Annotated in this window: 14 protein-coding genes; 4 read left to right on the top strand and 10 right to left on the bottom strand. The window is 70.8% G+C overall.

Annotated features, from left to right (window positions below):
* Nucleotides 1-54 precede the first annotated feature (54 nt).
* Entirely contained in the window at nt 55-606 is a 552-nt protein-coding gene (locus ACZ516_RS11660) for a tellurite resistance TerB family protein (RefSeq protein ID WP_469009840.1), read from the top strand.
* Nucleotides 607-697: 91 nt separating this feature from the next.
* On the opposite strand, the gene ACZ516_RS11655 is transcribed toward ACZ516_RS11660, so the two are convergent.
* Nucleotides 698-1,756, bottom strand: a complete 1,059-nt coding sequence (locus tag ACZ516_RS11655; protein ID WP_358584510.1) for a vWA domain-containing protein — start codon at nt 1,754-1,756, stop codon at nt 698-700.
* Nucleotides 1,757-2,100: 344 nt separating this feature from the next.
* On the opposite strand from ACZ516_RS11655, the gene ACZ516_RS11650 reads away from it, so the two are divergent.
* The 3 genes from ACZ516_RS11650 to ACZ516_RS11640 all read left to right on the top strand — a co-directional run bounded on the left by ACZ516_RS11650 (nt 2,101) and on the right by ACZ516_RS11640 (nt 5,766).
* The gene (locus tag ACZ516_RS11650; protein WP_469009838.1) at nt 2,101-3,522 is read left to right on the top strand and encodes a family 2B encapsulin nanocompartment shell protein; all 1,422 of its coding nucleotides are present in this window, start codon (nt 2,101-2,103) and stop codon (nt 3,520-3,522) included.
* 90 nt (nt 3,523-3,612) lie between these two features.
* The gene (locus tag ACZ516_RS11645) at nt 3,613-4,869 is read left to right on the top strand and encodes a family 2 encapsulin nanocompartment cargo protein terpene cyclase (protein WP_469009837.1); all 1,257 of its coding nucleotides are present in this window, start codon (nt 3,613-3,615) and stop codon (nt 4,867-4,869) included.
* Nucleotides 4,870-4,872: 3 nt separating this feature from the next.
* Nucleotides 4,873-5,766 carry a geranyl diphosphate 2-C-methyltransferase gene (locus tag ACZ516_RS11640; protein WP_469009835.1) on the top strand — a complete coding sequence of 298 codons (894 nt, stop codon included), beginning with the start codon at nt 4,873-4,875 and terminating at the stop codon, nt 5,764-5,766.
* A gap of 78 nt (nt 5,767-5,844) precedes the next feature.
* Here the strand turns inward: ACZ516_RS11640 and ACZ516_RS11635 are convergent, their stop codons facing one another.
* From ACZ516_RS11635 to ACZ516_RS11595, 9 genes are all read right to left on the bottom strand, one after another.
* Complete coding sequence (locus ACZ516_RS11635) at nt 5,845-6,108, bottom strand: hypothetical protein (RefSeq protein ID WP_358584514.1); 264 nt, start codon at nt 6,106-6,108, stop codon at nt 5,845-5,847.
* Between the two features lie 376 nt (nt 6,109-6,484).
* Nucleotides 6,485-6,898 carry an ATP-binding protein gene (locus ACZ516_RS11630; RefSeq protein WP_358584515.1) on the bottom strand — a complete coding sequence of 138 codons (414 nt, stop codon included), beginning with the start codon at nt 6,896-6,898 and terminating at the stop codon, nt 6,485-6,487.
* Nucleotides 6,899-7,032: 134 nt separating this feature from the next.
* Nucleotides 7,033-7,728, bottom strand: a complete 696-nt coding sequence (locus ACZ516_RS11625) for a ribonuclease H family protein (RefSeq protein WP_469009833.1) — start codon at nt 7,726-7,728, stop codon at nt 7,033-7,035.
* A 43-nt stretch (nt 7,729-7,771) separates the two neighbouring features.
* Complete coding sequence (locus tag ACZ516_RS11620; RefSeq protein ID WP_469009831.1) at nt 7,772-8,863, bottom strand: serine hydrolase domain-containing protein; 1,092 nt, start codon at nt 8,861-8,863, stop codon at nt 7,772-7,774.
* 8 nt (nt 8,864-8,871) lie between these two features.
* The gene (locus ACZ516_RS11615) at nt 8,872-9,804 is read right to left on the bottom strand and encodes a DUF6895 family protein (protein WP_469009829.1); all 933 of its coding nucleotides are present in this window, start codon (nt 9,802-9,804) and stop codon (nt 8,872-8,874) included.
* Nucleotides 9,801-10,583, bottom strand: a complete 783-nt coding sequence (locus ACZ516_RS11610; protein WP_469009828.1) for a hypothetical protein — start codon at nt 10,581-10,583, stop codon at nt 9,801-9,803. Before ACZ516_RS11610 ends, ACZ516_RS11615 begins: the two co-directional genes overlap by 4 nt.
* On the bottom strand, nt 10,580-10,762 hold the full coding sequence (locus ACZ516_RS11605; protein ID WP_358584520.1) for a hypothetical protein: 183 nt from the start codon (nt 10,760-10,762) through the stop codon (nt 10,580-10,582). Before ACZ516_RS11605 ends, ACZ516_RS11610 begins: the two co-directional genes overlap by 4 nt.
* Nucleotides 10,763-11,330: 568 nt before the next feature.
* Nucleotides 11,331-11,486, bottom strand: coding sequence for a DUF6131 family protein (locus ACZ516_RS11600; RefSeq protein ID WP_358584521.1), 156 nt, complete (start codon nt 11,484-11,486; stop codon nt 11,331-11,333).
* A 135-nt stretch (nt 11,487-11,621) separates the two neighbouring features.
* Nucleotides 11,622-11,750 (bottom strand): LPFR motif small protein, encoded by a 129-nt coding sequence (locus tag ACZ516_RS11595; protein WP_358699524.1) that lies wholly within the window; start codon nt 11,748-11,750, stop codon nt 11,622-11,624.
* Nucleotides 11,751-11,828: the final 78 nt, after the last annotated feature.

The following is an 11,828-nucleotide window of genomic DNA, read 5'->3' as shown; positions in this document are numbered from 1 at the left end:
AGGGGACGCGCGGAACACGCGCGGCCAGGCGAACGCGTAACCGAGGTGGCACGGATGGCGATGTGGGACCGGCTCAAGGACCAGGCCAAGGGTCTGCAGCAGCAGGCGCAGGGGACGCGGGGCTCCAGCGGCCACGGACGGCCCGGGTCGGCGTCCGGCGGGGGATCGAAGGCGCAGCTCGTCGGCGTGCTCAAGTCCCAGCTGGCCTCCCTCAAGACGGAGCTGAAGAGCGGTGCCTACCGCGACGCCAGCATGGCCATGTGTGCCCTGGTCGCCGCGGCCGACGGGTCCGTCGACCCGGCCGAGCGCCAGCACGTGGAGTCGCTGATCCTGCAGAACGACGTCCTGCGGAACTTCCCGCCGGAGCAGCTGCGCCAGCGCTTCAACAAGCACGTCGACCAGCTGACGTTCGACTTCCAGCAGGGCAGGACGGCGGCCATGCAGGAGATCGCCAAGGCGGCGAAGAAGCCGATGGAGGCCAAGGCCGTCGTCCAGACCGGCTTCGTCGTCGCCGGCGCGGACGGGTACATCGCCCCGGCCGAGGAGCAGGTCCTGCGCGAGGCGTGCGCGGCCCTCGGAGTCTCCCCGCAGGAGTTCGGTCTCTGACCGCCCGTCGCGCACCACGGACCGGGGCCCGCACCGCGAGGTGTGGGCCCCGGTCCGCGTCATGGCGGCAGCACCTCTCAGCGGCGGCGCCTCACAGCATGATGAGCAGACGCGTGTGCGGCTTGAGTTTCCTGTTCACCGAACGGCTCTGCACATAGACCTCCAGCTTGGGATTGTTGCCCGCCTTCACCGAGACGGTCCCCTGGATACCCGACCCGAACAGAAGGCTGCGCGCGGCGTCACCGGTATAGGCGCGGTCGGTTTCCTTTTCCACCACGATGACTTCCTTGTTCGGCTGGACCTGTGCCCGCGCACCCAACTGGTAGTAACAGGAGCCGCGTTCATAGGTCACCCCCGGATGTGAATCGACGAAGGGGCGGATCTCGACCTCCTTGTCGACCTTCAGCAGCCGGTACATGTTCGCCGGAATGGGTTCGAGATTCGCCCGCACGTCGTCGATGGATATGTCCTGGCCGACGGCGAACAGATTCTTCGTGCCCCGCACACCCTGTTCGCGGGCCCGGAGGAAACTGGTGGCGGCGGCGCGCACGGTGCCGATCGCCTCCTCGACGCCTTCCTGGGAGTCCGCGTCCCAGATCGCGATGTTGCCGGCCGGGAAGCCGTAGTTCTGCGCTGTCCGCTTGGCCAGGGAGTTCGGCACGAGGATCGCGGAGGTCCAGTGCTCGGGCAGGCCGCCCATCTTCGCCGCGATCCTGTCGAGCCAGGGGCCGAGGATGGCCATGTCGCCGTCGTGCCGCCGGTCGCCGCCCGAGGCGTTCTCCTCGCCGTCCGTCACCACGATCTGCAGGAAACTGTGCTCCCCGTACTCCTCCCAGATGTGGCCCAGGTCGTCCAGGGATTTCAGGGAGGCCTCGATCAGGGCCGTCGCCCCGTTGTTGACCCGGTACAGGCCCCGCATGGACGGCAGATGCTTCACGTCCATGTCCCACACCAAATTCTCCACCCGGTGGTCGAAGGAGTAGAGGCTGATACGTGTCTCGTGGCCGAGGCTGTCCGATTCGGCCTTCAATCCCGCGACGAACTCGTCCACGACCCGCACGAGTTGATCCTGATGCGGACGCATGGAACCGGAACAGTCCACTACCAGCGCGACGTGATTCACCTTGTGTTGAATCCTGTTGGCAGACATGCTGACGCTCCCCCTTCGCCGAGGCTTTCCGAGTGATTTCACTCTATGGGGAGGCACTGACAACGGCCCTTGGCCGCCGCCCCGCCCCGACGTGCAGCGCCCGCCGTCCGCCGCCCCTTCGGCGGCGGACGGTGCGAACGACGTCTCGAACATGATCACCACATCGGGGTAACCGGCCCCGCGCGGGCTGTGCGAGGCCGGTGCGCAGGCCGAGACTGCTCCATGACCTGGGCCGGGACCGCTCCATGACCTGGACGGCATCCGGCAGCCTCCTCTTTCCTCCTCCTCGGCCGCTCGGCACCGACGTGCGCCGTCCGCTACCCCCCGAAGGTGAGCTCGCCCCGATGACCGTCGACACCAGTCCCGAAGCCCGGCCGAACGCCCAGGCGGCGCCCCCGCGGCAGTCCCTCAGCACCGAGGCGGCCCGCAAGCTCGCCAGTACGACCAAGTCCGCCCCGCAGATGCAGGAGATCACCTCCCGCTGGCTGCTGCGGACGCTCCCCTGGGTGGAGACCAAGGGTGGCACGTACCGGGTCAACCGCAGGCTCAAGTACACCGTCGGCGACGGGCGGGTCGAGTTCGTCCAGGACGGTGCCCGCGTCCACGTCATCCCGCGCGAACTCGGCGAACTCGCCCTGCTGCGCGGCTTCGAGGACGAAGAGGTCCTCGCCGCCCTCGCCGGCCGCTGCGTGCAGCGCGACTTCTCCCCGGGCGAGGTCCTCGTCCACCGCGGCACCGCCGCCGGGGAGATCCATCTGATCGCGCACGGCCGCGTCGGCCAGACCTCCGAGGGGCCGTACGGCGACGACATCACCGTCGCGGTCCTCGCCGACGGCGACCGCTTCGGCGAGAACGCGCTCCTGGACGCCGACGCCACCTGGGACTACACCGCCACCGCCGAGACCTCCGGCACCCTGCTCACCCTCTCCCGCGCCGACTTCGCCGCGATCCAGGCGTCCTCGCCGGAGCTCCAGGCCCACATCGAGGCCTTCAGCGCCCTGCCGAACCAGCGCCAGAACCGCCACGGCGAGGCCGAGATCGCCATGTCGGCCGGTCATGTCGGCGAGGCCGTGCTGCCCGGCGCCTTCGTGGACTACGAGGTCAACCCGCGCGAGTACGAACTCTCCGTCGCCCAGACCGTCCTGCGGGTGCACACCAGGGTCGCGGACCTCTACAACGGGCCGATGAACCAGACGGAGGAGCAACTCCGGCTCACCATCGAGGCGTTGCGCGAACGCCAGGAGCACGAGCTCATCAACAACCGGGAGTTCGGTCTGCTCCACAACGCCGACTTCAAGCAGCGGATCCAGCCCCACTCCGGGCCGCCCACCCCGGACGACATGGACGAGCTGCTCTGCCGCCGCCGCGGCACGAAGCTCTTCCTCGCCCATCCGCGCACGATCGCCGCGATCGGCCGCGAGTTCAACGCCTGCGGTCTGTACCCGGACCATGTCGACCTCGGCGGCCAGCAGGTCCCGGCCTGGCGTGGGGTCCCGATCCTGCCCTGCAACAAGATCCCGATCAGCAAGGAGCAGACCAGCTCCATCATCGCCATGCGTACCGGCGAGGAGAACCAGGGCGTCATCGGCCTGCGCCAGACCGGTCTGCCCGAGGAGTACGAGCCCGGCCTCTCCGTCCGCTTCATGGGCATCAGCGAGCAGGCGATCATGTCGTACCTGGTCACCACGTACTACTCCGCCGCCGTCCTCGTGCCCGACGCGCTCGGCGTGCTGGAGAACGTCCAGATCGCCCGCAGGCGCGACTAGGGCCTCTCTTCCGGATCGTGCCGGGCCCGCCCGGCACGGCACGCCCGCCCCCGGATCTGGGACGGGCCCCCACCGCACAAGGAGCTACGGATGCCCGATCCCGATCTCTCCCCTCCGCAGTCGAGCCTCCCCGCCCAGATGCCCGCGCCGCCGGCGCCGTTCGCCCTGCCGACGGGCGGCCGGCCGCTGGTGTCCGTGCCGGCCGGGCCCGGCCCGGCCGCCGTCGCCGCCCCGGTGGACCCCGTGGTCGAGCGGATCCTGCGCGGTCCCAGCGGCCTCGGGACGGCAGGCCTCTCGCTGGCCCCGCGCGACGCGGGCCCGGACGCGCTCGCGCGGCACACGGCCGAGGCCACCGGCGAGCAGAGCGAGGGCCGGCCGATTCCCGGCCTCTACTTCCATGCCGTCCCCGAACCCGACCCCGTACGCGTCGCCGAGGTCAGCCGCCGCGTCAAGGACTGGGCCGTGGACGAGGTCCAGCTGTTCCCCGACGACTGGGAGGGCGAGTTCGACGGCTTCTCCGTGGGGCGCTACATGGTGGCCTGCCACCCAGACGCCCCGACGGTGGACCACCTGATGCTCGCCACGCGGCTGATGATCGCGGAGAACGCCGTCGACGACTGCTACTGCGAGGACCACGGCGGCTCGCCGATCGGCCTCGGCGGCCGTCTCCTCCTCGCGCACACCGCCCTCGACCCCCTGCACACCACTCCGGAATACGCTCCCGGGTGGGTGGAATCGCTCGGCGCCGACGCGCCCCGACGGGCGTACCGCAGTGCCATGGAGTACTTCGTCCGGTCCTCCACCCCCTCCCAGACGGACCGCTACCGGCATGACATGGCCCGCCTCCACATGGGGTATCTAGCCGAGGCCGCCTGGGCCCAGACGGACCACACGCCCGAGGTGTGGGAGTACCTGGCGATGCGCCAGTTCAACAACTTCCGCCCCTGCCCGACCATCACCGACACCGTCGGCGGCTACGAACTCCCCGCCGACCTGCACGCGCGGCCCGACATGCAGCGCGTCATCGCGCTCGGCGGTAACGCGACCACCATCGTCAACGACCTGTACTCGTACACGAAGGAGCTCGCCGCCCCCGGACGGCACCTCAACCTGCCGGTCGTGCTCGCCGAACGCGAGAAGCTCTCCGAACGCGACGCGTACCTGAAGGCCGTCGAGGTCCACAACGACCTGATGCGCGGCTTCGAGGCCGCCGCCGCCGAGCTGGCCGCCGCCTGCCCCGTCCCCGCGGTGCTCCGCTTCCTCAGGGGCGTGGCCGCCTGGGTCGATGGCAACCACTACTGGCACCAGACCAACACCTACCGCTACAGCCTGCCCGATTTCTGGTGAGAAATGGACTCTTCAGTGACTACCGAGCTGACCTCCGCCGACGCCTCCTCCACGTTCATCCCGGGCCCGGCGACGCCCTACCAGGGGGACATCGCCCGCTACTGGAACAACGAGGCCAGGCCCGTGAACCTGCGCCTCGGTGATGTCGACGGGCTCTACCACCACCACTACGGCATCGGCGCGGTCGACCACGCCGCCCTCGGGGATCCCGAGGACAGCGCGTATCAGCAGAAACTGGTGGCCGAGCTGCACCGGCTGGAGTCGGCGCAGGCCGAGGTCCTTCTGGACCACCTCGGTCCGATCACCCCCGCCGACACCCTCCTGGACGCCGGCTGCGGCCGCGGCGGTACGAGCGTCATGGCCCACCAGCGCTACGGCTGCACGGTCGAGGGCGTCACCCTCTCCTCCACGCAGGCCGACTTCGGCAACAGGCGCGCGAAGGAACTCGGCATCGAGAGCCATGTCCGCGCCCGCGTCTGCAACATGCTCGACACCCCCTTCGACAAGGGCAGCATCACCGCGTCCTGGAACAACGAATCGACCATGTACGTCGACCTGGACGACCTCTTCGCCGAGCACTCCCGGGTCCTCAAGGTCGGCGGGCGCTATGTGACGATCACCGGCTGCTGGAACCCCCGCTACGGTCAGCCGTCGAAGTGGGTCTCGCAGATCAACGCCCACTTCGAGTGCAACATCCACTCCCGCCGCGAGTACCTGCGCGCGATGGCCGACAACCGCCTGGTGCCGCAGGCCGTCATCGACCTGACCCGCGACACCCTGCCCTACTGGGAGCTGCGGGCCACGTCCTCCCTGGTCACCGGCATCGAGGAAGCGTTCATCGAGTCGTACAGGGACGGCTCGTTCCAGTACGTCCTGATCGCGGCCGACCGCGTGTGACCCTTCGCCCTTCATGGCACCGGGGTGCCATGAAGGGCGCTCGTGGCCCGCTCCGCTGCGGCCCCTCGCCGGGAGGCCCTACTTTCCGCCGGCCGCCAGCATGCCGCGGTGGGCGATGTCCAGGCCCGTCTTGGCGGTGCTCAGACCGGTCTTCGTGCCCTTCATGACCTCCTGCGTGGTGCCGGAGGGGTCGGCCAGCGTGTCGGCGACGACCTTGCCCACGTTGTTGTTCTTCACGGGCGCGTCATGGACGGCGGACGAGGAGGCGTCGGCCTGCCCCGCCATGGCGAGGGCGGCGGCGGCAAGGGTCAGTACGGTGATGGTTCGCTTCTGGTTGCTCATGCCTTCTCAAACGGCCGGGCGAGGGCGAGGATGCGTCCACGTCGGCGATACGCCGCACGATTCCGCCATCGGAGGGAACGGCGAGCCCGCCGGAGCCCGCGCCGCCTGCGAGGAACGCACGGGAAAGTCCTCGACGTCAGGTGTGAGCGCCCACGCGGCGGGCAGGCGACCCGTGCAGGGGTGACAACCTGACGGCGCCGTCGCATGGTCAGTTCAGTGGACGGCGCCTCCTGCAAGCTGAGCGGCCGCGCCTTCGTGGGACAGGGCAGCGGCCGCTCATGCATGCCACCCCCCGGTCGCCCGGGGAAGGCGGCGACGGAGAGTCCCGAGCACGCCCGCACGTCGCGGGGCCCCCGGTGGGTCGGCCCCGCCGGCGTTACCTCGCCAGCTCGGCGCAGATGGTCTTGCCGGTCGGGCCGAGGGTGACATCCACGGTCCGGGCGAGATTGCGCACCATGGGCCAGCCGAATCCGCCGGTTCCGCCCGCGAGGTCGGGGGTCCGCTCCTGGGGCGGTCGGGGGTCCGCGTCGGACACGGTGATCGTTATGGTGTCGGGCCGCTCCTGGAGCCGCAGCGAACACAGGGCTCCGCGGGCATGCCGCACGACGTTCGTGATGAGCTCGGAGACCACGAGTTCGATGCTCGCGGCGGTCTGCTCACCCACGGCAGGAGCCAGCCCGGCGAGGAACCCGCGCGTGTGGTCCCGTGCGTCGGTGACCGCTTGGGGCTCCTTGTCGAAGGTGGCCGTCCCAGGCGGCCCGTCATCGAGCCGCATCTGCTGCGTCCGCATGAGCCTCCTTCCTCCGGCTACTCCTGTGTGATGGCTGTCCGAGGGGAACACCTGCCCGCAAAGCGGCAGGTTTAATGCGTCCCTGACGCCTCGGATGCGGCGGTTGCCGAACCGTTGCAATGGCGTCGAGGGTGTCAGTCGCCGGCATCCCGGCACTCCACGTGGCCCCAGCCGTGCGGATTCTTCGCGATCTTCTCGCCGGCGGCGTACGGCTTCTGGCAGTGGCAGCGGCCGGGGAACTTCGCCTTGATGACCGGGCCGCCCGTGCCCGTCTTCTTCGTACGCGCGGCGGTCTTCTTGGGGGCGCCGCCCGCGGGGGAGGCGGTCATGCGCTCGGCGCGCGGTTCGGGGATCTCCGGCGCGCCGTGGGCGGTGCCCGCGGGCTGCTGGCTGGTGGCGACGTCGCTGGCCGCCACGTCCGCGATCGCGTTCAGGTGGTCACCGTCCACGCGGTGGGCGGCCACGTGCCGGAACGTCACGTCACGGCCCTGCAGCAGGGCGTCGATGCGTACGACGAGTTCCTTGTTGGCGACCGGCTTCTTCGCCGCGGTCAGCCAGCCGTTGCGTTTCCAGGAGGCGATCCACTTGGTGACCGCGTTCATCGCGTACTGACTGTCCATCCGCACTTCGAGCGGCACGGCCGGGTCGGTGGCCTCGAGCAGTTCCGCCAGCGCGGTCAGCTCCGCCACGTTGTTGGTGGAGTGACCGAGCGGCCCCGCCTCCCAGCGACGCGGGGTGCCGTCGGCGTCGGCGACCACCCAGGCCCAGGCCGCGGGCCCGGGATTCTTCTTCGCCGCGCCGTCACAGGCGGCAATGATCAAGTCAGACATCCTCCGATGATTTCATCCCGCAGTCCGCCCCCGGAACGCCGGATCACTCTTCGGGCCGGGCGAGCGTCCACAGGCCCGTGTAGGCCCGCTGGATGAAGCCGCCGGTCAGGGCCGGGTTCGTATTGGCCAGCGCGGCGAGGCAGACGCGACGCTGCGGGCAGAAACCGGCGAAGGCGGTGAAGCCCCTGGTGCCTCCGGAGTGGTGGTAGAGGTCCCGGTCGGCCCGGGGCCGGACGTTCCACACCAGGGCGATACGTCTTCCGGTGCGCGGCAGGGCGACGCGGGGCACCGTGACGTCGGCGAGCGCGGCCCGCAGCGTGCGGGGGACGCCCGGGGGCACGGTGCCGGGGTCGAGGAGGCCGTCGAGGAGGGTGAGCAGGTCGCGGGCGCTGGAGCGGCAGGCCCCGGCACCCGGCATGGCGCCCATCTGCCAGGCGGGGCGCGCCCTGCCGTGCCAGTACCCGGTGGCCTGCGGCTGATCGGTCAGGCAGCTGGTACGGGTCAGGCCGAGCGGGTCCAGCACCCGGGCGGCGAGCAGCGGGGCATAGGAGCCGCCGGGCCCGTGGGCGGCGCGGGCCAGCAGGTCGCCGAGCAGGCCGACGCCGAAGTTGGAGTACCGCACACGGATGCCGGGTGCGGCGTGCGGCCGCGTGCGGGCGAGGGCGTGACGCAGCGTTTCGGGGGAGTAGCCGGCGTACGGATTGCTGAACCAGGCGGGCGCGGCGGCGCGCAGGAAGCCGGGGGGAAGCCGCGGCAGCCCCGAGGTGTGGGTCGCCAGGTGCAGCAGGGTGATGGGGGAGCCCCGCAGGTGGGGCGCCGCGCCACGGGGCAGGAAGCGGGAGATGGGGTCGTCGTGGGCGACCTCGCCGCGCGCGACCATCTCGGCCAGGAGCAGGGCGGTGAACGTCTTGGTGAGCGAACCGATCTCGAACCGGGTGTCGGGGCCAGCCGGCGCTCCACCGCGCAGCGCGCTGTCGCCGGTGGCGAGGAGCGCGCGTTCCTCGCCGCGCCGGACGGCCAGCACCACGGCGCTCGCGCCCGGGGCGGCGTCGCGCAGTTCGGCGAGCAGGTCGGCGGCCCACGGGGGAGTGGCGGCGGCCACGGGGCGCTCGCCACTCTCGGCGGACGGGGACACGGCCGGCCTCACCGCGGCGCCGCCGTCCCTCCCAGGGTGCGGGAGACCGCGAGGCTGCCGGCGACCGCGGCCACCACGGCGGTGTGCTGGTGGTCGGCGAACCGCCGGTCCGGGTCATCGGTGACCGGCCCGCCGTCGCGGGGCACGAGGCCGTCGGCATGCTGGACCCGCGCGAGCCGCTCCCAGTCGGCGGGCTCGCAGTAGGGCTCCTTGAGGCAGCACCCGACGATCATCAGCTCGGCCATCAGGTCCCACTGCTCGATCTCGGCCCAGATGTCGATCCACACGGGCAGCCAGGTGCCGACGTACGCGGCGAGGTCGTCGGGCAGCCCGGCCGGCGCGCCGCCCCAGTCGGTGAGATGGAAGACGGTGTGGGTGACGCAGTAGCCGGTCATCCAGTCGATCAGCCAGGGCTCGGGCGTGCCGCCCAGCCAGGTGGCACGGGTCAGCGCCGGCCAGTCGTACGAGCCGCCCCGCGGGTCGAGGCCGATGACGCGAGCCGCGTTCGCGACGGCCAGTCTGCGGTTGGGCATCAGCTCGGCGGCCCGGACCGAGCGCAGGGAAGTGGTGTGGGCGAGCAGCCGGTCGAGGGCTTCGTGGCGCAGGCCGCAGCGGGCGAACGGGGCGTACGCCTCCAGGGGGTCGGTCAGCAGCGAGAACCGCAGCAACCGCTCGTACAGCATGTCGCCGTCGCCGAACTGGCTCCAGCTGAAGCTCAGCAGCTCTCGTGCCATGGCCAGTTCGGCGCTTCCGGCGGCCGACTCGCGCAGCACGAGGGAGGCGGCGAGCGCGGTCTCGCCGAGGGGTTTGTAGACGCTGTCGGGGTCACCGAGGTCGGCGGTGGTGTCGGTGGGCAGCGCGCCACGCTCGCGGTGGGTGTACAGCCAGCTCAGGGCCTGGGCGCTCACCTGGTGCGCGGTCTGGGTCACGGACGCCGTCACGGATCCTCCAGTGCGAGCAGTCGCCCCGAGATCGCCACGTCGAGCGCGAGGCGCGGTCCGCCGCCGAGCAGGCGCAGGTGCGCGACCAGGGGAGCGGGGTCGAGGGGCAGGGACACGCCCTCCGCGCCCAGCAGGGCGAGCCAGCGCGCGATGCGGGCGGCGGTGGGGAAGTCACGGCGCAGCACAGAGCGGGTGGCGCCGCGCGCGAGGGCGAGCGGGGCGGCGCGGGCGGCGTCGTGCACGGGGCCGCCGAGCCCCGGCAGGGCGAGGGGGGAGAGCTGGCCCATGCGGACGGACCAGTGCTGCCAGCCGGTGGCGGGCCCTGGGCGGTCGAGGTCAGGGGCTCCCGAGGGCCGTGGGGCGAGGGGCCCGGCGCCCGGGCCCGTACCGGCACCGACGGGTTCGGCCGCGCCGGGTGGGTCGGTGAAGCGGGTCAGGAGTGTGGCGGTGGCCCAGTCCCGCCAGGCGACGAGCCAAGGTTCCGGAGCCCCTTGCGGGGGAGCGGGAGGCGTGGTCACCGCTGCCGGGAAGACGGCGAACGACTGGGTGACGGCTGCCGCGTCCTGCGGGTGGAACACCGCGTTGCCCAGAACGTACGGGGCGAAGAGGTCGGCGCCGAGCACGCGGAGCCCGGCGAGGGCTGCCTTGGGGTCGTCGGCGCGTTCGACGTGCTGGGCGACCATGGCCGTGCCCTCAATGCCCCGGAGGGCATCAAGGACACGAAGAGCCAGGTCAGCCGCGGACGTCGCATACGCGGTCTGCGACTGATCGGGACTCACTTGCCCTTCGGCTCCTTCGGCTCCGCGGGGGAGAGAAGCGCCAGCAGCAGGAGCACACCTGCGGCCTGCGGCGTGTAGATCGGCGCGTCGCTCACCATCGCCTCGGGCTCAACCATGGTCGTGCCGAGCGCCGGGGCATCCGTAGGAGTGACGAGAAGTGGTGTTTGCTGAGCAAGCATGTTGCCTCCTCAATTGATTACGTCGTCACCATGTCCGGTGACGCCCACCCTCGGCCCAGTTTAGGGCAATACGTCAGTTATGTCTGTTTAGTTCGCAACAACTGGTCGCCGGAGAAGCGCTTCAGTCCTGTTCTCGTCGCTGTACATGAGCCGATACGCGCCGCCGCCTGCCCGCAAGTGGCCGGGAGCGGAGGGCAGTTGAGGGGAGCGGCGTACGAGGCGACTGTCGCGCTCATCCCTGCGCACCGCTGTCGCTGCAACGCCTGTCCCGCGTAGGGGAGTTGAAGGCACAGGAAAAACGCGAACGGCGGGCGTGTGAGATGTGACGGGGGGTCAGGGCCGCTACGATGCGTGGGGGTTTGGCGTGGGCCTCTCAGGTGGTCGCCTCGCCCTGTCCGCAGGAGTGGTCGCCTCGACCTGTCCGCAGTGGCTGCGCCAGAACATGACAGAGCCGGCGATCCGTTCGGGGAACGGTTCGCCGGCTGGGGGAGCGGCGTGGGGACGGCCTCGCCGCGGGCCGGTGGTTCAGAGCCACCGGCCCGCGGTCACAGAAGGTACCGGGTTGCCACTACCAGTAGTGTCGCCGACCGCCGACGGCGTGGCCGACGGAGCCGAGCACCCACAGGGCGGCACCGATGACGACCAGGATGAGACCGATGGTCCACAGAATGGATATACCGGTCACCAGACCGATAACGAGCAGGATGACGCCGAGTGCGATCATTGGATCCTCCGACCCTCTGAATTATTTCCAAGTATGCGCCTGATGAGTCCTCCGCGACAGTCGCGGGACGACCTCGTCGCGCAAGCGTGGCGACGGTGCGGAAGTCGGCGCTGTGACCTGGATGCGGCCCTGCCGTCAGTGGCGACCGTGAGCGGTGTTGGAAGCGCCGCCGAAGAGCCGCGCGACGGCACGGAACGGGAGCGTGACCACCGTGGCGATGGCTCCGCCGATGGCACGGAAGATGTCTGCGATGGCCTTCAGCATGTCAGGGCCTCCATGGTCTGTTCACCGGCGACTGGCTAATCGCTGAGCGCCGTATTGCTGTTCCTACCGGTTGCCCTG

This window comes from Streptomyces sp. NPDC034037 (genome assembly GCF_055575715.1).
Note: the sequence above shows the minus strand (reverse complement) of the source record. Positions and strands in the feature narration are given on the sequence as shown.

Excerpts from the sequence above, each read along its gene's own strand:
- ACZ516_RS11660 (WP_469009840.1), top strand. The coding sequence starts at position 55 with ATGGCGATGTGGGACCGGCTCAAGGACCAGGCCAAGGGTCTGCAGCAG.
- ACZ516_RS11655 (WP_358584510.1), bottom strand. The coding sequence starts at position 1,756 with ATGTCTGCCAACAGGATTCAACACAAGGTGAATCACGTCGCGCTGGTA.
- ACZ516_RS11650 (WP_469009838.1), top strand. The coding sequence starts at position 2,101 with ATGACCGTCGACACCAGTCCCGAAGCCCGGCCGAACGCCCAGGCGGCG.
- ACZ516_RS11645 (WP_469009837.1), top strand. The coding sequence starts at position 3,613 with ATGCCCGATCCCGATCTCTCCCCTCCGCAGTCGAGCCTCCCCGCCCAG.
- ACZ516_RS11640 (WP_469009835.1), top strand. The coding sequence starts at position 4,873 with ATGGACTCTTCAGTGACTACCGAGCTGACCTCCGCCGACGCCTCCTCC.
- ACZ516_RS11635 (WP_358584514.1), bottom strand. The coding sequence starts at position 6,108 with ATGAGCAACCAGAAGCGAACCATCACCGTACTGACCCTTGCCGCCGCC.
- ACZ516_RS11630 (WP_358584515.1), bottom strand. The coding sequence starts at position 6,898 with ATGCGGACGCAGCAGATGCGGCTCGATGACGGGCCGCCTGGGACGGCC.
- ACZ516_RS11625 (WP_469009833.1), bottom strand. The coding sequence starts at position 7,728 with ATGTCTGACTTGATCATTGCCGCCTGTGACGGCGCGGCGAAGAAGAAT.
- ACZ516_RS11605 (WP_358584520.1), bottom strand. The coding sequence starts at position 10,762 with ATGCTTGCTCAGCAAACACCACTTCTCGTCACTCCTACGGATGCCCCG.
- ACZ516_RS11600 (WP_358584521.1), bottom strand. The coding sequence starts at position 11,486 with ATGATCGCACTCGGCGTCATCCTGCTCGTTATCGGTCTGGTGACCGGT.
- ACZ516_RS11595 (WP_358699524.1), bottom strand. The coding sequence starts at position 11,750 with ATGCTGAAGGCCATCGCAGACATCTTCCGTGCCATCGGCGGAGCCATC.